This window comes from Actinocorallia longicatena (assembly GCF_039534125.1).
GTDB lineage: Bacteria > Actinomycetota > Actinomycetes > Streptosporangiales > Streptosporangiaceae > Actinocorallia > Actinocorallia longicatena.
This window is the reverse complement of record NZ_BAAAUV010000042.1, coordinates 1-18,496: the sequence shown is the minus strand read 5'-3', so window position 1 is coordinate 18,496 and position 18,496 is coordinate 1. Positions and strand designations below refer to the sequence as shown.

The window sequence follows — 18,496 nt, the reverse complement described above, 5'->3', positions numbered from 1 at the left end:
GCTCTACTCTCCTGACTGTCCCAGTGGGAACTGGCATTGAGGAGCGAGATGAGCGTTGCGGTGGTGACGGGCGGAGCCCGCGGACTCGGCGAACTGCTGGCCGGACGGCTCGCGGCCAGGGGGATGAAGATCGCCCTGCTCGGTCTCGAACCGGCCGAGCTGGCCCGGGTCGCCAAGGACTGCGGCCCGGACGCCCGGCACTGGGAGGTCGACGTCACCGACGACGTGGCGCTGGCGGCCGTCGCGGCGGAGGTCGAGGCGCACTTCGGCCGGGTCGATCTGGTCGTGGCCAACGCCGGGATCGCCACCGGCGGCCCGGTCGAGCTGTCGGACCCCCGGACCTTCGCCAAGGTCGTCGAGGTGAACCTGCTGGGCAGCGTGAGCACCGCCCGTGCCTTCCTGCCCGCGCTGCGCCGGTCGAAGGGCTACTTCTTCCAGGTCGCGTCGCTGGCGGCCCTGTGCTCCTCGCCGATGATGGCCGCCTACTGCGCGAGCAAGGCCGGGGTCGAGGCGTTCGCGCACTGCCTGCGCGCCGAGGTCGCCCACCAGGGCGTCAAGGTGGGGGTCGGCTACCTGAGCTGGACCGACACCGACATGGTGCGCGGCGCCGACGAGCACCCCGCCCTGCGCGAGCTGCGCGCCGGCCTGCCCTACCCGGCCAGCAAGACCTACGCGCTCGAACCGACCGTGGACCGCATGGTCAAGGGCATCCTCAAGCGCAAGCCCGCCGTCTACGGCCAGTGGTGGCTCCCCGCGATGAAGATCGCCCGCCCGCTGGTCCCGGCCGTGGTCACCCGGCAGGCGGGGCGGCTCCTCAAGGACATCGACGCCCGCTGGTCGCAGGCGGGCGACCCCGGCCTCGTCGGGGCGGGAGGCTCCGCCAACGACGTCTGACGCCGTCCGCGCGGGCTTCTCAGATCTCGTCGTGCGGGCGAGGGGGCTCGGGGCCGTCGGGGCCGACGCGCAGCGCCCGGATGATGCGGGCGATGCGGAAGGCATGGCCGTCGGTGGTGAAGTCGGGACGGGTCTCGGACTCGATGGCCCGGGCGGCGGCCTCGAACTCCGGCGGGACCGGGAGGCCGGGCAGCTCGTCGCGGAGGAAGTCGGCGAGGGCCTGGCGGGTCGACTGGGGGCCGTCCCCGTGGACGAGCGGATCCCAGTCGTCGTCGCCCAGGCGCTCCAGCCCGGTGAAGCAGACCGGCAGCAGGATGACGCCGGGATGGCCGAGGATCGCCTCGATCGTCGCCTGCCACTCGGAGTCGGACATCGCCTCGCGCGGCGGATGCTGGTTGACCAGCTCCAGCCGGACGGCGGTCTCGGTGAGCGTGGTCGGCGCCATCGGGTCGAGCCAGAACCCGGCGACGGAGGAGATGGGGCCGATCGGCTCGGTGTCGGTGTGGCGGGCCGGTTCGGGGCCGTCCTCGCCGAGCAGGGCGTAGCCGTCGACCCGGACGATCCGGTAGCGGCGTCCCGCGGCCACCCACTCGTGGCGGGGGCGGGGGACGGCCGGATCGAGCCCCAGCTCCAGATCGCGGGCCAGCCCCAGGAGCTCGTCGCGGTCGTCCGGTGAGTCCTCGATCTCGGCGCGGTCGGTGAGCCAGAGAGCGAGCTCGTCCCTGGCCTCGCGCGGGCACCGGCCGCCCAGATTGAGGATGCGCCAGTGCCCCTTGACCTGCTCGGCGCAGCCGAACTCGGTCTCGACCGGCGCGATCCGGCCGTAGGTCTTCATCCGCTCGATGGCCTCCTGCTCCCGGACGGCCAGCACGGGATCGACCGCCTTGATGGCATTGATCAGGTCATATCCCTGCATTCCCTCGAACGCCATGCGTCCATGCTCCTCCGATTCGCCCCTTCTCGCCCAGGGAATCGACGGACTGCTGACTATCAGTCATCCATCGGTCACCACAGGGGCGGGCCGAAATCGGTACCGGAACGGCGCCGCCCCGGACGGGCGCCGTTCCGGGCCGGTGATCAGCCGTCGTAGGCCTGCTGGAGCACCCGGACGTCGATCTTCTGCATGCCGAGCATCGCCTGCATGGCGCGCTGCGCTCCGGCCTGGTCGGGACCGCTGATGAGCTCGGGGAGGGCGGTCGGGATGATCTGCCACGACAGCCCGAACCTGTCCTTGAGCCAGCCGCACTGCGACTCCTCGCCGCCGTCGGCGGTGAACTTCGACCACAGCTCGTCGACCTCGTCCTGGGTCTCGCAGGAGACGTACAGCGAGACGGCCTCGGTGAAGGTGAACTGCGGGCCGCCGTTGAGGGCGAGGAAGCGCTGCCCGGCGAGCTGGAACTCGACGATCATGGCCGTCCCGGCGGGGTAGGGGCCGCCGTCGCCCCAGCGCTGGACGTCGAGGATCTTGGCGTCGCCGAACAGCGAGGCGTAGAACTCGGCGGCCTCCTCGGCCTTGCCGTCGAACCAGAGGTAGGTGGTGATCTTCTGCATGGTCTTTCTCCTTTTTCCGTTGCCTACCCCCGCGTCGAACGGCGGGACGCGGGATCGACACGTCATTCCAAAAGTTTTCTTCCAGGGCCGCAAAGGCGGCGAATCCGTAGGATTCGGTCTGATCGCCCCCTGAAGATCTTGGAGAGAAGACCCATGGCCTACGTCGAGATGGCCCGTGCGTACGTCGAGAAACTGCTGATGGAGGTGCTGAAGACCGACAGCCTGAAGGTCGACAGCGACGGCGACGTGCCCATCAGGCACGGCAGCTCGGTCGCCTACGTCCGCGTGACGCAGTCGGGGAACACCACACGGGTGCGGGTGTTCGCCGAGGTGCTGCGCGGCGTCGAGGGAAGCCCCGAGCTGTACGAGAAGCTGAACGAGATCAACGGCGGGATCCTCGGCGCGCGGATCTACCACCGGCACGGCATCGTGACCCTGTCGGCCGAGCTGCTGCCGGAGAACCTCCAGGTCGAGGAGCTGCGGTTCGCGGTCGACTGCGTGACCACCCTCGCCGACGACCTCGACGACGATCTCCACGGCCTCTTCGGCGGCGAGAAGGCCGTCGACGACGACCATGACCGGGCCGTGGAGATCTGATGTCCCTGCTGCGCCAGTTCAGCGACGACCTCACGCGGCTGATCGCCGGGGTGCTGCCGTCGGTCGTCGCCCTGTCCGACGCCGACAGCCACTCCGCCGGATCCGGATTCCTGATCGACGCGTCCGGCCATGTGGTGACCAACTACCACGTGGTCGCCGAGAGCGAGAAGACCGTCAGGGCGTCGCTGCCGGGCCTGCCCGACCAGGACGCCGTCATCCTCGGCCTGGACCAGTTCACCGACCTCGCCGTGCTCCGGCTGGAGACCCCGCCGAGGGACTTCGTCCGCTTCCGCGACGATCCGCCGCGCCTCGGCGAGCTGTGCTTCGCGGTCGGCAGCCCGCTCGGTTACCTGACCGAGAGCGTGTCGATCGGGATCGTCAGCGGGCTGGCCCGCACGATCAACCACCAGATGACGACCCGGCCGATCGAGCGCTGCATCCAGGTCGACGCCGCCATCAACCCGGGCAACTCGGGCGGGCCGGTCTTCGACGCCGACGGCCTCGTGATCGGCATCGCCACCGCCGCCCGCGGCGACGCCGACAACGTCGGGTTCGCGGTGACCGCCGCGACGGCCAGGAACGTCGTGCCGGAGCTGATCGAGCACGGCAGGGTCGTCCGGGCCTCGCTGGGGATCGGGGTCGCGCCGCGGACGGTCGAGGTCAGGGGGCACGAGGTGCCGCGGCAGGCCGTCGTCAAGGTCAGCGCGCGGGCGGCTCGGTCGGGCTTCCTGATGGGCGACGTCATCCTGACGATCCAGGGGACCGACGCCGACGAGCGCGCCGACCTCTACGACCATCTCGGCCGCGACAGCATCGGCAAGCCCATCGATCTGGAACTGCTGCGCGACGGCGAGATCGTGCGGCTGACCGTCACGGCGGACGCGCCGCCGGCGTGAGGAGGCGGGTCCCTCGCCGGAGGGACCCGCGCCCCGGGCATCCCCCGGGGGGACACGGCCGGTGCGAGACTGGCCGGGTGGACACCAGCAGAGCCGGCCGCTACCTGGCCCGCATCGGCGCGGAGGCGCCCGCCGCCCCCGATCTCGCGGGCCTCACGGCGCTCCAGCACGCGCACCTCACGACCGTCCCGTTCGAGAACCTGAGCATCCACCTGGGCGAGGACATCGTCCTCACCGAGGACGCCCTGTTCGAGAAGATCGTCACCGGCCGGCGGGGCGGCTTCTGCTACGAGTTGAACGGGCTGTTCGGGGCCCTGCTGACGGCGCTGGGCTACCGGGTGGAGCTCCTGTCGTGCCGGGTCTTCGGCCGCGACGGGGTGCCGGGGACGCCCTTCGCCCATCTGACCCTGCGCGTCGAACTCGACCGTCTGTACCTGGTCGACGTCGGGTTCGGCTCGTTCAGCGACGCGCCGCTCCGGCTGGACCTCCGCACCCCGCAGGACGATCCCGCGGGCGTCTTCACCGTCGAGGAGTCGGGGGAGTTCCTAAACGTCCTGGAGAACGGAACCCCCGGCTACCAGATCGACCCCCGGCCGTACGCGCTGTCCGACTTCGTCCCCCACTGCTGGTGGCACCGGACGTCGCCGGACTCGCACTTCACCCAGTCACTGACCTGCTCCATCCGCACCGCCGACGGCCGCACCACCCTGTCCGGCGACCGTCTCATCACGACCGCCGGCGGCGAGAGGTCCGAACGCACCCTCCCCGCCCCCGAGATCGTCCTCGCCGCCTACGAGTCCCACTTCGGCCTCACCTTCGACGAGGTCCCCGTCCTCCGCCTCGGTTAGGCCGGGGCGGGTTCGCGCAGGAGGGTGTTGCCGACCTCGAGGGTGCGCTCGCTCCAGGTCTTGGGCAGGAAGGTCCGCGGGTCAAGGTTGACGTTCACCCGGTGGCCCTCGGCATGGACGGTTCCGCCGTCGGCCGACAGCACCCGGAAGCCGTAGACGGCGCTGGTGCGGCCGATGCGCTCGACCCAGAAGTGCACGTGGACGTCGCCGGGGCCGATGATCGGGGCACTGTAGGTGATCTTGAATTCGCGAACGGCGATGTAGATGTCCTCGAAGGCCGAGCGCGCCGGATCGAAGTTCCAGCCCTCCACGGCCCAGAAGTCGTTGACGGCCCGCTCGACCAGCAGCGCGTACCGCGAGTTGTGCAGAAGGCCCATGGCGTCGAGGTCGTCGAAGTGGACCCGGACGGGGAGCGTGCGACCGTTCATCATTCCTCCGGAAGGAGTTCGGGGACGGGGGAGAGGGATTTCAGCCGCTGGAGGACGGCGGCGCGCGACCGGCGCAGGGCCGGTTCGCGGTCGAGGAGACGGGTGTGCGGGACGACCGCGCCGCCGAGGGCGTCGATCTCGAAGGCGAGCAGCTCGGGGTCGTCCGTGGTGAGCTCGCCCGACTCCGCCGCCGCGGTGATGACCGAGACCAGGAGCCCCATCCAGGAGCGCTTGGCCTCGAGGAGACGGTCGCGGACCGGCCCCGGACGGTCGTCGAAGTCGCACTCCGCCGTGTGGAAGAAGCAGCCCCCGGGCAGTACCTCTTCCGCGTAGAACCGGAGCCGCCACTCGTGCAGGCCCCACACCCGGCGCACGCCCGCGGGCTCACCGAGCGCCGGGGAGACGATGAGGTCGACCCACTGCCGGGCGGCCCGCCCGATGACGTCGACCTGGAGATGCTCCTTGTCGGGCCAGTGTGTGAAGAACCCCGACTTGCTGACGCCCGCGGCCACGGCCAGCCTGCCGAACGTCAGCCCTTCGAGCCCGTCGACCGACGCGAGCGCGACGGCGGTCTCGAGGATCGCCTCACGGCTCCGCCGCCCGCGTACCAGCCGTCCGTCCACCATCATGGACCCACCGTACCAATAAGACCGACCGATCGGTCTTTTTAATCCGGTGACGTGGATCACCCCATGGTCTTCCGGGCGTCGAGGGTCGCCCGGTCTCAGCCGGACGGGCGGAGGTGGAGTTCGAGGGCCTCGACGACGAGGGCGTGGTCCTCGGCCTGGGGCAGGCCGGAGACGGTGACGGTGCCGATGAGGCCGGCGTCGGCGATGCGGATGGGGAAGCAGCCGCCGTGGGCGGCGTAGCGGGCGGGGTCGAGGCCCGACTTGACCTCGAAGGTCGTCCCCTGGTCGCGGTAGCGCTGCCCGACGCGGAAGGACGCCGCCTCGAACCGGCGGACGACGCGGATCTTGCGCTCGATCCAGTCGTCGTTGTCGGCGGTGGTGCCGGGACGGGCGTGGTGGAAGAGCCGGTGGTCGCCGCGGCGGATGTCGACCGTCACGGCGAGATCGCGCTCCCTGGCCATCTCGACGAGGCGGACGCCCAGGTCCCAGGCGTCGTCGTTGGTGAAGCGGGTGAAGACGAGGCGGCGTTCCTGCTCTTCGAGTTCGGCGCTGTTCATGGTTCCTCCGTGGTCGGGGCGTCGCGGCGGACGCCCCTCGGAGGGTACGGACGATCACGTCCGGCACGCACGGCGGCGTGCCGGACCGGGTCTCAGGAGGGCGGCCCGAGCCAGGTTCCGCCGGACACGTCCACGACCTGGCCGGTGATCAGGGCGGAGTCCGGCGAGCACAGCAGCGCGACCGCCGACGCGACCTCCTCCGGCAGGGCCATCCGGTTGTAGACCGACAGGCCGTCGACCATGGCCTTGAGCTCCGGAACGGCATGGACGAAGGCCATCATGTCGGTCTCGGTCGCCCCCGGGGCCACCGCGTTGACGGTGATCCGCCGCGGTGCGAGGACGGCGGCGAGCGTCCGGCTCATCGACTCCAGGGCCGCCTTGGACATGGAGTACTCGATGATCGTCGGTGTGGCCAGCCGGGCGTTGACCGACGAGAGGTTGATGATCCTCCCGTCGTCTCGCAGCGCCGGGAGGAGCGCCTGGACCAGGAAGAACGGCGCCTTCATGTTGATCGTGAACAGTTCGTCCCAGGCCCGCTCGGTGACCTCGCCGACCGGCGCGTTGTTGAGGATCCCGGCGTTGTTGACCAGGATGTCGAGCCCGTCGCGGAACTCCGCGCACACCCCCTCCGCCAGCTCCCCGGCCGCGCCGGGCGTCCGCAGGTCGGCCCGGATCGCGAACGCCTCGCCCCCGGCGCCCCTGATGTCCGCGACCGTCTTCGCCGCCGCCTCCTCGTTTCCCCCGTAGTGCACCGCGACCGTCGCCCCCTCGGCCGCCAGCCGTGTCGCGATGGCCCGCCCGATGCCCCGGGATCCCCCGGTGACGAGCGCCGTCCGTCCCTCTAGTCGACTCATGCCTCGAAGATCCACTGAACCTCCGGAGCGCGACAATCCCCGCGGAAGGGACATCCCCCTTCTCCCGATCCCGGGAACGCGTCCGGGTGGGCCATGATGATTCCCGTCCGGCGGCGAGGGGGAGGTTTGCGTGGACGAGAGGGTCGTCATCCACACCGACGGGGGGTGCACCCCCAATCCGGGGATCGGCGGATGGGGCGCCGTGCTCCGCTACGGCGAGCACGTCAGGGAGATCCGCGGCGGCGAACCCGACACCACGAACAACCGCATGGAGCTGATGGCCGCCATCCAGGCCCTGGAATCCCTGAAGCGCCCCTGCGCCGTCCGCCTGTGCACCGACAGCCAGTACGTCCGGCTCGGCGTCACCCAGTGGACCGCCCAGTGGAAGCGCAACGGCTGGCAGACCTCGGGAAAACAGCCCGTCAAGAACGCCGACCTCTGGCTCCGCCTCGAATCCGCCACCGAACGCCACGACATCATCTGGGAATGGGTCAAGGGCCACGCCGGCGTCCCCGACAACGAACGAGCCGACCAGCTCGCCACCCAGGCCCAGTCCGACCTGAAAGCCGGTCTCGCGGAGTCCGTCTAAGTTTCCCCTCGCGGGCGCGTTCGTCCTTCTCGCCGGGGGGACGGGCTGCGACAGTGGGAGGAAGGACGCGCGTCGGCGGATGGGGATCGCGATGACGGTGATCGGGTCGTGGAATCTGGAGAACCTGTTCCGGCCGGGGGGTGCCTTCGGGCCGAAGGACGAGGCGGCGTACCGGGCCAAGCTGAGGGGGCTGGCCGCGACGGTGCGGAGCGTCGGGGCCGATGTGCTGGCCGTCCAGGAGGTCGGGGATCCGGCGGCCCTCGCCGACCTGGTCGCCGAGCTCGGGGACGGGTGGAGCGCGGTGACGAGCACCGTGTTCGAGGCCAGGCATCCGATCCGGGTGGGCGTGCTGTCGCGGCTGCCCGTGCGGATCGTGAAGGAGGCGGCGGCGTTCCCCGCGGGGCTGGCGCCGGTCCAGGTCGGTGACGCGGGGCCCACGGTCACCTCGACGACGGCCATGGGACGCGGCGCGCTGGCCGCCGAGATCACCGAGGCGTCCGGCGGGAAGCTCACCCTGGTGTCGGTCCACCTGAAGTCGAAACTGCTGTCCTTCCCGCCCGGCCCCGACGGGCGTCCGCGGTTCTCCCCGCGCGACGAGGGGGAGCGGGCGAGGATCGCCGCCTACGCGCTCGGCCGCCGCGCCGCCGAGGCCGTCACGATCCGGGCCCTCGCCGACCAGCTCCTCGAGGGCAAGGGCAAGGAGCGCCCGCTGATCGTCGCCGGCGACTTCAACGACGGGCCCGAGTCCGCGACCACCCAGATCTTCTACGGCCCGCCCGGCTCCGAGCTGGGCACGCCCGGTGCCGCCCAGCCGGACAAGGGCGACGTCTCCCGCCTGTGGAACCTGTCCCCCCGGCTCCCGGAGGGCGAGCGGTTCTCCCGTGTCTACCAGGGGCGCGGCGAGCTGATCGACCATCTGCTCGTCTCGCACGCCCTGCTGGCCAGGGCCACCGAGGTCCACACCGCGCATCCCGGCGTCCTGCCCTCGATCGCCGACGATCCGACCGTCCGCCGCGACGCCCCGGCCTCCGACCACGCCCTGATCTACGTCCGCCTGGCCTGAGCCCAGGAGGCGAAGTGGTCGAGGATCGTCTCGGCCGCGGGCCGGTAGGCCAGGCCCAGCCCGGTGCGGCTGCGGGAGTTGTCGACCGCGAACCGCACGCCCAGATGGTTGCGGATGTAGGACTGCGTCAGCCCGAACCGCGGCCCGAGGATCCGCACCGCCCAGTCCGGGACGGTGTGCCGGGGGATCAGGTACCGGCGCGGATGGGCGTCACGGATGACGGCCGAGATCTGGGCGAAGGAGTACATCTCGGGCAGCGCGACGATGTAGCGCCCCTCGGCGGACGGCTCCTCGGCGGCCCGGACATGGGCCTCGGCGACGTCGCGGACGTCCGCGATCGTGAAGCTGAAGTTCGGGGCGCCGTAGAAGAACAGCCCGCGCATCAGCTCGTCCATCAGGAAGAGGCTGCCGGAGTCCGACGCGGGCGTGAAGGAGGGGCCGAGCACGAGGCCCGGATTGATCGTCACCAGCGACCAGCGGTCCTGGCCGCGGACGGCCTCCCACGCCTCCTGCTCGGCGACCGTCTTCGCGTAGTGGTAGGGGTTGTTCTCCAGTGTGCTGGTGGTGTTGAAGTACTCCTCGCTGAGCGTGCGGTCCCTCATCTCCAGGACGTCCACGTAGTCGCCGAAGATCGCGCCGACGGTCGAGGTGAGGACGAGCCGCTCGACCGACTCCGTGGCCGCGACGGTGCCGAGGACGTTGCGCGTCCCCTCCAGGGCGGGTTCGAGCATCTCGGACCGGCCGTCGCGGATCTTCTCGGGCATCCGGAACGGCGAGGCGACGTGGAAGACGAAGCGGCAGCCGTCCATCGCGGGGCCGAACGAGCCGGGCCGCAGCAGATCGGCCTCGAAGATCTCCAGCCGCTCCTGGCCCGCGAGCCCGCGCAACGGACCGGTCTTGGCCTCGTCGCCCAGATCGCGGACGGTCGTCCGCACCCGGTATCCGCGTTCCAGCAGCATCCGCACCAGATGGCTGCCCACGAAACCGCTGCCGCCCGTCACCAGGACCAGATCGCCCATCCCGCCTCCTCAACGCGTCGCGCGAGCTTAGCTGTTGCCCGACATTCCGGGCAGATCCCTTACTTTCCGGCGTGTGTCAGACCCGGCGAGTAGCCTCGGACGCGGGCTGATGACCTGCGAGGAAAGGTGGCCGCGTGCTGGCCAAGGGGGAGAACGCGCCGTTGCCGGGGAGCGGCGTCCGGGTCGCGGTGGGCGCGGGGGAGACGCCGATCGACGTGTCCGCCGTGCTGCTGACCGGCGCCCACCGGGTCCGCTTCGACGACGACCTCGTGTTCTTCGGCCATCCGGAGCAGGACGGCGTGCGTCTCGACGGCCGCACCGTGTCCGTCCGGTTCGGCGAGGTGCCGCCGGAGGTCGCGGTGATCGCCGTCCTGGCGAGCGTGGACGGCGCGGGGACCTTCGAGGGCGTCCGGGTCGAGGCCGCGCTCGACGACCGGCCGTTCTTCGCCGCCCCCGCGTTCACGGCGGGCGAGAGCGCGGCGCTGGTCGCCGAGGTGTACCGGCGCGGCGACGGCTGGAAGATCCGCGCCGTGGGCCAGGGCTGGGCCACCGGCCTCGCCGGCCTGGCCACCGACTTCGGCGTGACGGTCGCCGAAGAGCCCCCACCCGAGATCATCAACCGGATCTCCCTCCGCAAGGAGGCCGTGAAGGCCTCCCTGGTCAAGAAGGGCATCCCCGGAGTGCGGGCGCGGGTCGCCGTCGTGCTCGACGCGTCCGGCTCGATGCGCAGGCTCTACAGGGAGGGCGTCGTGGCCGACGTCGTCGAGCGGATGGCCGCCATCGCCCTCCAGATCGACGACGACGCCAGCCTCGACGCCTGGATCTTCGCGACGACCTTCGCGCGCCTGCCCTCCGTCCAGGTCGGCGACCTCGCGACCTGGTCGAGCGAGCACATCAAGATGGCCGAGGCCACCACCGCCGACGGCACCCACGTCACGCTCGGCGGCCGCAACAACGAACCGGAGGTCATCAGGGACATCATCGACTTCTACGCCGACCGCCCGGGCGAACCCGTCCTCATCCTCTTCTACTCCGACGGCGGCGTCGCCAGGGACGCCCAGATCGCCAAGCTTCTCCGCGACGCCTCCGACCGCCCCCTCTTCTGGCAGTTCATCGGCCTCGGCACCCACCGCTACGGCATCCTCGAACGCCTCGACACCCTCAGCGGCCGCCTCGTCGACAACGCCGGCTTCTTCTCCGTCGACGACATCGCCGCCCTCCCCGATCCCGCCCTCTACGACCTCCTCCTGTCCTCCTTCCCCGCCTGGCTCCGCGAGGCCGCCCGCCACGACATCCCTCTCGGCACCAACCGCCCCTGACCCCTCGCCACGCGGGTCAGGGGATCTGCTCCAGGTCGACGACCAGGTGCCGGCCCGGGAGGTGCTGGTGGAAGAGGCGGCTGGTGGGACCGGCCAGAGGGGACTGGCCGGCGGTCGGCGTGGTGGACGCCGCCCGGCCGGTCTCGAGGTCGACGAGGAGACGTTCGGTGGCCGTTCCGTCCTCGGCGTTGACGGTCAGGGTGATGAAGCGGTCGAGGGAGGGGATCAGCAGATCCTCGTAGGAGACCGGGGGGAGTTCGATCGTCCGGGAGCCGTCGCGGGTGCGGGCCGAGCGGTCGCCGAAGCACCAGGTGATCCCGCAGTCCCACAGGCCGCCCATGCGGGGGACGGGGAACCCGGCGGTGAGCGTCCGGCCGGTCTGCAGGTTCGTGATGGTGCGGAAGGGGAGGCGGGTCTTGTCCTCGGCGTTCTCGCCGGGAGTCCCCGCCCACGGCCAGATCAGCAGGTGCAACCCGGACGATCCGGGCACCTTTTCCGGCTGCCCACCGGTCAGCGGCAGCCGGTGGACACCGTCCCCGTCCGACCACAGCAGCCGCCCGCCGGAGATCTGGAGCCGCTCCACCGGCCACTCGAACTCCCCGTGCGCGACGGACAGCACCCGGACGGCCTTCCCTCCGCCGATCGGCGCCGTCCAGATCTCCGCCCGATCACCGGTCCAGACGTCCCACGCCGTGGAGCCGTCACCGGTGACGAACCCGCCGAGCCGGGCCCCGGACGGCACCCGCAGAGAGGCGATCGGCGCCGTCTCACGCGTCCGGACGTCGTACCGCAGCAGCCGGGACGGCCGCTCCTCCGGCCCCGTCGATATCAGGACGTTCCGGTCGTCGATGATGTCCCGGACGTCGAACGGCGTCCCGTCGCCCAGCGTGTCGGGAAAGGTGCGGACCGCCCCTCCCCACAGGGACTCCAGCGGCTCCGGCCGGAGCCCTCCCGCCGGCCGCCGGCCCTCGGGGCCCGAGACCGCGGGCCCCGGCGTGACGATCGGCCCCGCCTCCCGGTCCCCGGCCCGGACCGCCACGACGACCGTCGCCGCGACCAGCACCGCGGTCGTCACGGTGGCTGTCACGGTGGCCATGCGGATCCTGCGCGTGCGCCGCCGCCGGTGCGCCCGGACGGCCTCGGCCATCCCGCCGGGAACGGGAGGAGTCCGGCCGGCCCGCGCGGCGAGGACACGCGTCAGCGCCTCCTCCAGCGACTCGGTCATGAGCTTCTCCCTTCCAGGACGGCCTCGCCCCAGACCAGGCGGAGCTTCTCCAGCGCCCGGGACGCCTGGCTGCGCACGGTCCCCCGCGAGATCCCCAGCAGCGAAGCGATCTCCGCGTCGCCGAGCGCCTCGTAGTAACGGAGCACCAGCACGGCCCGCTGCCGCCTGGGCAGAGTGCCGAGCGCCCGCCAGAGCGCGTCGTCGGCGGGGGAGGAGTCCTCGTACGAGCCCTCGGGCACCTCGTCCACGAGGGTCTCCCGCTGCCTCCGCCGCCACACCGAGATGTGCAGCCGCGCCATCGTCGTCCGCACGTACCCCTCGGGCGAGCTCTTGTTGACGACCCGCGGCCAGGCCGCCGACAGCCTGATCAGCGCGTCCTGGACCAGGTCGGCGGCGTCATGCCGGCTCCCGGCCAGCACATATCCGTAGCGCAGGAGGGCCTGGAGGCGCGTCGCCACGAACTCCTCGTACGCCGGGGCGTCGTCCACGGGGGCATCCCTCCTCACCCCAAGGACGCACGGAACCGCGGAACCGTTGCATCTCCCCCGCGAACCCGCCGGAGATCAGTCGCTGACGACGACCGTGAAGAAGATGGGCCGGGAGGCCGGAAGGAACGGACGCCCCCTGCCGTCGATCATCTTCCAGGCGACCCAGCACGAGCCCTTGCTCGCGGGGGCCGTCACCGGGACGCTGATGAGCACGTTCGTCCCGGCGGGCGTGTCCGGAATCGGCACCTTTCCGGGCGTCGAGCAGGTCCCGTTGTCCTGCGGCGAGGAGATCCGCTCCAGGTAGCGGTTCTTCCAGAAGATCGTCCCGACGTTGGCGATCTCCCAGACCTTGGTGAACCGCTCGTTCGGCTTGACGACCGTCCCGTCCGGGATGGTCCGGTCGGCGACGAACCTGCTCCCGTCGCCCTCGACCAGCGGTTTCTGCAGCTCGGTCGGCGTGGGCCCGGTCGCGGCGATCGCCTTGGGCCCCTGCCCGGCCCCGCCGCCGTCCGGCCAGAGGAACGGCACCGCCGCGATCGCCACGGCCGCCGCGCCGGCGATCAGCACCGGCCATCCCCTCCACCACCGTCCGGGCTCCTCGGCCGCGGCCGGCTCCGCGATCTCCTCCGGCGCCCCGTCCTCGACCGGAGCCGCGGGGTCGCGGGCGTCCTGCCAGCGTTCGAACCAGGCCTGCTCGTCCCCGCCGCACGCGGCCACGAACGCCCGGGTCGTGGTCCAGCTGGGAAACCGGGTGCCCGCCGCGGCCTCATGCAACGTGGCGTGGCTGACGGTGCGCCCGGCGGCCGCGGCCATCGTCCGGAACGACGGATTCCCCGCCTTGACCCTCAGTTCGCGAAGCTCCGCAGCGAACCGTTCGCGCTCGAGGCGCCCCTCCGTCTTGCCCATGCAGCGGCTCCGTCTCCGATGGGCGAGATCCCGAAAACGTTCCCCATAGTGCCCGCCCGACCCTCAATGATCAAGCCTCCGCGAGCCCCGCCGCACCCCGGCGAACACCGGCTTCCAGAACCCCGCTCAGCCGGACGGCGTGGCCGACGGCGAAGGGCTCCAGCTCGCCGGCGGGAACTCACAGGAGATGTTGCCGACGTCCCGGTCGCCGTCCCACTCCTCGACCATCACATAGGTGCAGACCCGCCCGTGCCGATCGATGAACGACCGTTCGACGGCCTTCTCCCCGCACCCGCCGACCAGGAGCACGGCCAGCCCGACCCCCACCACCCTGCCGACGCTCACGGTCGCTCACTCACCTTCGGAGAGGGGGGATAGTCGCAGTCGACGTTCCGCGCGTCCAGGTCCACCGAGGAGTCCTCACCATCGTCCTGGTCACGATCCTTGACGAGCACATAAGCGCAGGCCCGCCCATAGGAGTCGGTGAACGACCGCTCCTCGACCTCATCGCCGTTAGCCGCACATCCACAGAGCAGGACGGCACCCGCGACCACCACCACGCCGGAACGCCGGAATCGCCCCACACCGTCATCGTAGGACCCTTTCCCCGAATCCCCCAGAAACCGTCCGTCACCACCGACTCCCCGACGAACACCCCCAGCTCCCACCCCCACCCTGCCCCTGACCGCTACCGGTCATCGGTCCACCTACGCTCCCGGCCACCGCCCGACCCGACGGGAGACGGCTTCCCCACGCACGCGTCCTCCCTCGGCTTGAGGTTCCGCATGTTCCCGAGCGTGATGTGGATCTAAGACACGGACTTCGGGCAGGGGATCTTCTGCGCGGGGGCCGGGGGGCGGGGGCCCACGGGAGTGCTGAGGTTTCCGCACGTCATCCAGAGCCGGGGGCGCGCCTCCAGGGTGAGTTCGAGCATGAACATGACCCTGTCGGGAGGGGAGTGGTTGTCGGCGTCGAGGGTGAGGGAACCGGAGGTGCCGACGATCGTGATGCCGGGTTTGGCGAGGGTGGAATAGAGCTGCGGGGACTGGAAGCGCTCGGGGGTCTCCTCGAGGGACTTGTCGCTGGAGTAGACGGAGTCCATGGCGGTGGAGACGATTCTGAGGCTGTCATAGCCGCCGGCGGCGTTGCCCTCGGCGGTGGAGCCGGGGAAGAGGGCGGTGAAGGTCTGCTGGAGAATCCTGTCGGAGCCGAAGCCCGCGTCGGCGGCGTCGAACATGACGTAGAACATGCGCAGGTGCGGATGCGTTTCCAGGAAGGCCGCCGGTTCCTCCAGATAGCGGGTGGCGACGCTCTCGGCCACGATCGCGACCGGCTTGCCGTCCGGATTGCGGCAGTCGGGGGCTTCCTCGAGCTGGTCGAACAGACGCGGCATGACGCCCGTACGGCCGAGATAGGCGATGAATCCGCCGGTGCGGCGCACGGCGGCGCAGACGTCCTGGGCCACGTCCCTGACGTCCTGATCGTTGCGGTGCTCGTAGTAGGGCACGGTGGCCGCGGGGCGGACATGGCGCTCGAGCTTCGTCTTGAGATCGATGCTGAAGTACTCGTCGTCCGGGTCGTAGACCACGACCGCCTTCCGGGACGGACCGGCCAGCTCGCGGAGCTCGGCGGAGCCCCGGATGAACGCCGCCATGAACGGCGCGATCACCCCGTTGTGGGGTGAGACCTGGAAGTAGTAGCCGAGCGCGGGGTTCTCGAGCATCTTGCTGCCCGTGACGTTGCTGCCGACGACCGGAATGTGCGCCGCGGACAGCAGCCGCACCGCAGCCGCCGAGACCGGCCTGCTCTGAGTGATGCCGGTGACCGCGACGATGGAGTCCTGCTTCCTCCGCTCGACGATCTTCCTCGCGATCTCCTCGCCGAAGACGAAGTTCTTGCCGGCATTGGCGACCAGCAGCCGGATCTGGACCGTGTCGCCCTCGCGCCTGTTCTGGTAGTACTGCGCGGTGAGAGCCCCACGCAGGGTCTGGACGCTCACCGGCGTCGAATCGCCCGGTTCGGTGGTCAGCGGACCGAAGAACACCACCGATCTCCAGGGCCGTCCGCTGGCCAGTGCCGCCGCGTTCTGCCGGCGCAGCTTGTCCTCGAGGAGCGGCAGATCGGGGTCGCGACCGGGCGAGGCCAGCTCGCAGCTCCCGTCGGTGATACCGATGGTCTCCGTTTTCCCGGGCTCGGCGGATCCGGGCGCGGAGAAGCAACTCGGCGGCTCCACGGCCGCGACCGGCTGCGGCTTCTCGTGGAACCCCTCGCCCAGGAGGACCACGGCGGCCGCGACCGCCGGCGCGAGGGGGACGGCCGACGCCAGGACCAGACGCCGCCACGGGAAGGCCATCCGGACGGCCGGTTTGGTCCGGAGGAAGGTCCGCGCGGGCCCGTCGTCGGTGCCGGAGGGCAGGCTCACCAGGCAGATCGGCGATGAGTGCCGAAGGCAGACGGCCTCAACCTGGTGGGCGGCGGTCTCTCCGGCCTCGGACGGGCAGCGCTCGGCGAACGACGGCGGTTCCCCCGCGACGGCGCCCAGCACCAGGAGCGGAGTCGTCTCACGGCCCGCCCTGTCGTGACGCACCACGTTGTCATAGGCCACGAGGAACTGGTGGACCGGAGTGTCCTCGCCGCCGACCGTCGGCAGCAGCAGCACGAACAGCCGCGGCCGCAGCAGGCGCCGTCCCCAGCGGAGGGTCGGACGCGCCGCGGCGAGGTCCTGGAGCAGCGCCGCGAGCAGCATGCGCTGGATCAGCTCGTGATTGTTCCGCTCTGTGCCGTCCGCGGCGACCGCGGCCGCCATCCGCAGGAAGGTGCGGCCCCTCGGCCGCTGCGTGCCCGCCCGCCGCGCCGACCAGGGAGTACTCAGGAAGAGCCGGTAGACCAGCATCGGGAACAGCACGGGAAGGAGCAGGACGACCGTCGACCACAGGCCCCGCTGCTGCACAGTGGGCGCACCCGGGGCGTAACCCGCGACCTTCGCGCACAGGCCGAGCACCGGCCTGCGCCTCAGCAGCTGCGGGTACAGAGCCTCGGCGAGCTGCTCGCTCCGCCCTGTCGAGGCGCCCCCTCCCACGGTCGCCTCCAGCACCGCCCGCAGCGTGTGGAAGCGCGGCAGCCGCAGGTCCCCGGTCCGGTGCGGCATGGAGCCCTCGAGCTGCTCGACCAGCCGGTCCAGCAGCGCGAGCCACGGCTCTGCCGCCGAAGCGGGAGGATCCTGGACGACGGCGTGGGAGACCAGATCCCTCGGACCACCGACTCGCGGTTCACTCAGCCTCTTCGCATACCCCTCGACGAAACGGCGGGGCATCGTGTCGTCCGGACCTCCGCGGAACAGGAGAACCGGAAGGCGCCGGCTTCTCTTTCTACCTTCGACCCGCGCGTCGAGCTCGTCCAGCAAGGCGTCTATGCCCAACGGAAAAGGCGGTTCCACCAGATCGTCCCACTTTCGCAGCTCTCTTCGGGGTGGCCAAAGATAGCCGAGATCACACTATGCAGGTTGAATTTATTGATTTCTGGAATGGGGCGTGGTTTTGGCTAAATAGTACAATTCCTAATTAAATCGGACAGGCGAGGTCGCATCCGCCAGGCTCGTCGGAACCGGTTCGGAGCCCGCATCCGGCGTCCGCCCGGCCAGGCCTACCGAAGATCGCTGGCATCCTTCACAAAGGCGGCCACCGACTTGGTGCCGCTGACCGAGCCGCTCATCTGCGTCCGGCACCACATCACTCCCGGCGGGGAGCTGACCCGTCACCTGATCGCGAACCGCACCTCAAGGGTTGGGGGCCCTCATGTTCGTCCCACATTCTGTGGGCCAGGGACGTGAGGTGGGCGAGGCGCAGAGCCGCGGCGTACCCGAAGGTTGAGCCGCATCTTCCGCCACGGCGGCGGGGATGACTGCGGTACGCCGTAGCGCCGTCCGCAGGATCCGGTTCTCGGCGATGTCGGGGAATCGACCCGTTAGATGTCGCACGTCAAGCTAACTGAACCTTCGCAGCGAGGGCGGTGGGGTTGCAGGGACCGAGGAAGTCCTCAATGCGCACCGCGGACGTTGGGAGATAACTGCGGTACTCGGCAACGGCTAGTACGTAGGTCCAGGCGCGGAGGCGGACGGCGTCGAGGAGAGGATGAAGGGAGAGCTCTGCTATCCGGTCTTCGATGGTGGCGGGGCCGTCTTGGATGGCTACCCAGAGGGCCGCTTCTGCGTTGATGTCGCCGGTCGCGCCCATGGGGTCAATGGCGTACCAGTGAACCTTTTTCATCCTCGGGTGACCTCGTGGTTCTGTAGGACGGCGATGGCTTTGACGAGGTGGCCGGCCTTGCAGGGGCTGCACCGTAGCTTCCAGAGGATCTTCCAGTTTTTGAGTTGGGCGTTCGCGCGTTCGCCGGGTCCGCGGAGCTTGGCGTGGGACCGGTTCGCCGGCTTCTGTGACTCCGGCTTCTTGCGGCCCTTGTACGGAGTGATGACGACCGATGTTTCGGCTCCTTGGTAGCCCTAATGGGTTCAGAACGGGCACGGGCCCGGTGGGGACTCCCTAATGGGTTCAGAACGGGCACGGGCCCGGTGGGGACTCCCTTGGTAGCCCTGGTCCTCGAGGCCTCTTAGACAAGGCTGGCGCCGCGCCGGGCC

At 70.7% G+C, this 18,496-nt stretch carries 21 protein-coding genes and 2 pseudogenes; 8 read left to right on the top strand and 15 right to left on the bottom strand.

Going from position 1 to position 18,496, the window contains the following annotated elements:
- Positions 1-48: 48 nt before the first annotated feature.
- Complete coding sequence (locus ABD785_RS38600; protein ID WP_344839056.1) at positions 49-894, top strand: SDR family oxidoreductase; 846 nt, start codon at positions 49-51, stop codon at positions 892-894.
- A gap of 19 nt (positions 895-913) precedes the next feature.
- Here ABD785_RS38600 and ABD785_RS38595 read toward each other — a convergent pair whose 3' ends face one another.
- Together ABD785_RS38595 and ABD785_RS38590 are read right to left on the bottom strand one after the other, a co-directional pair.
- Positions 914-1,825 (bottom strand): DUF5954 family protein, encoded by a 912-nt coding sequence (locus tag ABD785_RS38595; RefSeq protein ID WP_344839053.1) that lies wholly within the window; start codon positions 1,823-1,825, stop codon positions 914-916.
- A gap of 146 nt (positions 1,826-1,971) precedes the next feature.
- Entirely contained in the window at positions 1,972-2,445 is a 474-nt protein-coding gene (locus ABD785_RS38590; protein ID WP_344839051.1) for a VOC family protein, read from the bottom strand.
- 153 nt (positions 2,446-2,598) lie between these two features.
- Here ABD785_RS38590 and ABD785_RS38585 point away from each other — a divergent pair, with 153 nt between their 5' ends.
- The 3 genes from ABD785_RS38585 (at position 2,599) to ABD785_RS38575 (ending at position 4,786) form a co-directional block, all read left to right on the top strand.
- Positions 2,599-3,042 (top strand): T3SS (YopN, CesT) and YbjN peptide-binding chaperone 1, encoded by a 444-nt coding sequence (locus tag ABD785_RS38585; RefSeq protein WP_344839048.1) that lies wholly within the window; start codon positions 2,599-2,601, stop codon positions 3,040-3,042.
- Entirely contained in the window at positions 3,042-3,938 is an 897-nt protein-coding gene (locus ABD785_RS38580) for a S1C family serine protease (protein ID WP_344839046.1), read from the top strand. The genes ABD785_RS38585 and ABD785_RS38580 overlap by 1 nt, the downstream gene beginning before the upstream one ends.
- A 77-nt stretch (positions 3,939-4,015) precedes the next feature.
- Positions 4,016-4,786: an arylamine N-acetyltransferase family protein gene (locus ABD785_RS38575; protein WP_344839044.1), complete on the top strand. Its 771-nt coding sequence runs from the start codon at positions 4,016-4,018 to the stop codon at positions 4,784-4,786.
- Here the strand turns inward: ABD785_RS38575 and ABD785_RS38570 are convergent.
- The 4 genes from ABD785_RS38570 to ABD785_RS38555 form a co-directional block, all read right to left on the bottom strand.
- Positions 4,783-5,214 carry an acyl-CoA thioesterase gene (locus tag ABD785_RS38570; protein ID WP_344839042.1) on the bottom strand — a complete coding sequence of 144 codons (432 nt, stop codon included), beginning with the start codon at positions 5,212-5,214 and terminating at the stop codon, positions 4,783-4,785. The genes ABD785_RS38575 and ABD785_RS38570 overlap by 4 nt on opposite strands.
- Positions 5,214-5,843, bottom strand: coding sequence for a TetR/AcrR family transcriptional regulator (locus ABD785_RS38565; RefSeq protein ID WP_344839039.1), 630 nt, complete (start codon positions 5,841-5,843; stop codon positions 5,214-5,216). Before ABD785_RS38565 ends, ABD785_RS38570 begins: the two co-directional genes overlap by 1 nt.
- A gap of 95 nt (positions 5,844-5,938) precedes the next feature.
- Positions 5,939-6,400: a heme-degrading domain-containing protein gene (locus ABD785_RS38560; RefSeq protein ID WP_344839036.1), complete on the bottom strand. Its 462-nt coding sequence runs from the start codon at positions 6,398-6,400 to the stop codon at positions 5,939-5,941.
- Between the two features lie 92 nt (positions 6,401-6,492).
- Positions 6,493-7,254 (bottom strand): SDR family NAD(P)-dependent oxidoreductase, encoded by a 762-nt coding sequence (locus ABD785_RS38555; protein ID WP_344839034.1) that lies wholly within the window; start codon positions 7,252-7,254, stop codon positions 6,493-6,495.
- Between the two features lie 130 nt (positions 7,255-7,384).
- Here ABD785_RS38555 and rnhA point away from each other — a divergent pair, with 130 nt between their 5' ends.
- Both rnhA and ABD785_RS38545 read left to right on the top strand, forming a co-directional pair.
- The gene (gene rnhA, locus ABD785_RS38550) at positions 7,385-7,843 is read left to right on the top strand and encodes a ribonuclease HI (RefSeq protein WP_344839032.1); all 459 of its coding nucleotides are present in this window, start codon (positions 7,385-7,387) and stop codon (positions 7,841-7,843) included.
- A 79-nt stretch (positions 7,844-7,922) separates the two neighbouring features.
- The gene (locus ABD785_RS38545; RefSeq protein WP_344839030.1) at positions 7,923-8,906 is read left to right on the top strand and encodes an endonuclease/exonuclease/phosphatase family protein; all 984 of its coding nucleotides are present in this window, start codon (positions 7,923-7,925) and stop codon (positions 8,904-8,906) included.
- Here ABD785_RS38545 and ABD785_RS38540 read toward each other — a convergent pair.
- Positions 8,888-9,925, bottom strand: a complete 1,038-nt coding sequence (locus ABD785_RS38540; RefSeq protein ID WP_344839028.1) for an NAD-dependent epimerase/dehydratase family protein — start codon at positions 9,923-9,925, stop codon at positions 8,888-8,890. The genes ABD785_RS38545 and ABD785_RS38540 overlap by 19 nt on opposite strands.
- Before the next feature lie 134 nt (positions 9,926-10,059).
- Between ABD785_RS38540 and ABD785_RS41425 the strand changes: the two are divergent.
- Together ABD785_RS41425 and ABD785_RS41420 are read left to right on the top strand one after the other, a co-directional pair.
- A pseudogene (locus ABD785_RS41425) lies at positions 10,060-10,515 on the top strand (TerD family protein); the annotation flags it as partial.
- Positions 10,507-11,244 (top strand): vWA domain-containing protein, encoded by a 738-nt coding sequence (locus ABD785_RS41420; protein ID WP_425547871.1) that lies wholly within the window; start codon positions 10,507-10,509, stop codon positions 11,242-11,244. The pseudogene ABD785_RS41425 and the gene ABD785_RS41420, both read left to right, overlap by 9 nt.
- 16 nt (positions 11,245-11,260) lie before the next feature.
- Here ABD785_RS41420 and ABD785_RS38530 read toward each other — a convergent pair whose 3' ends face one another.
- The 8 genes and pseudogenes from ABD785_RS38530 to ABD785_RS38495 all read right to left on the bottom strand — a co-directional run.
- On the bottom strand, positions 11,261-12,469 hold the full coding sequence (locus ABD785_RS38530) for a hypothetical protein (protein ID WP_344839022.1): 1,209 nt from the start codon (positions 12,467-12,469) through the stop codon (positions 11,261-11,263).
- The gene (locus ABD785_RS38525; protein ID WP_344839019.1) at positions 12,466-12,957 is read right to left on the bottom strand and encodes a SigE family RNA polymerase sigma factor; all 492 of its coding nucleotides are present in this window, start codon (positions 12,955-12,957) and stop codon (positions 12,466-12,468) included. Before ABD785_RS38525 ends, ABD785_RS38530 begins: the two co-directional genes overlap by 4 nt.
- 75 nt (positions 12,958-13,032) lie before the next feature.
- Complete coding sequence (locus ABD785_RS38520; RefSeq protein WP_344839017.1) at positions 13,033-13,863, bottom strand: NBR1-Ig-like domain-containing protein; 831 nt, start codon at positions 13,861-13,863, stop codon at positions 13,033-13,035.
- A 126-nt stretch (positions 13,864-13,989) separates the two neighbouring features.
- On the bottom strand, positions 13,990-14,208 hold the full coding sequence (locus tag ABD785_RS38515) for a hypothetical protein (protein ID WP_344839014.1): 219 nt from the start codon (positions 14,206-14,208) through the stop codon (positions 13,990-13,992).
- Positions 14,205-14,447 carry a hypothetical protein gene (locus ABD785_RS38510; protein ID WP_344839011.1) on the bottom strand — a complete coding sequence of 81 codons (243 nt, stop codon included), beginning with the start codon at positions 14,445-14,447 and terminating at the stop codon, positions 14,205-14,207. The genes ABD785_RS38515 and ABD785_RS38510 overlap by 4 nt, the downstream gene beginning before the upstream one ends.
- 224 nt (positions 14,448-14,671) lie before the next feature.
- The gene (locus tag ABD785_RS38505; protein ID WP_344839009.1) at positions 14,672-17,176 is read right to left on the bottom strand and encodes a hypothetical protein; all 2,505 of its coding nucleotides are present in this window, start codon (positions 17,174-17,176) and stop codon (positions 14,672-14,674) included.
- A gap of 664 nt (positions 17,177-17,840) precedes the next feature.
- On the bottom strand, positions 17,841-18,128 hold the full coding sequence (locus ABD785_RS38500; protein ID WP_344839006.1) for a hypothetical protein: 288 nt from the start codon (positions 18,126-18,128) through the stop codon (positions 17,841-17,843).
- Positions 18,125-18,361 (bottom strand): annotated as a pseudogene (locus tag ABD785_RS38495) (transposase family protein); the annotation flags it as partial. The pseudogene ABD785_RS38495 and the gene ABD785_RS38500, both read right to left, overlap by 4 nt.
- Between the last annotated feature and the right edge of the window lie 135 nt (positions 18,362-18,496).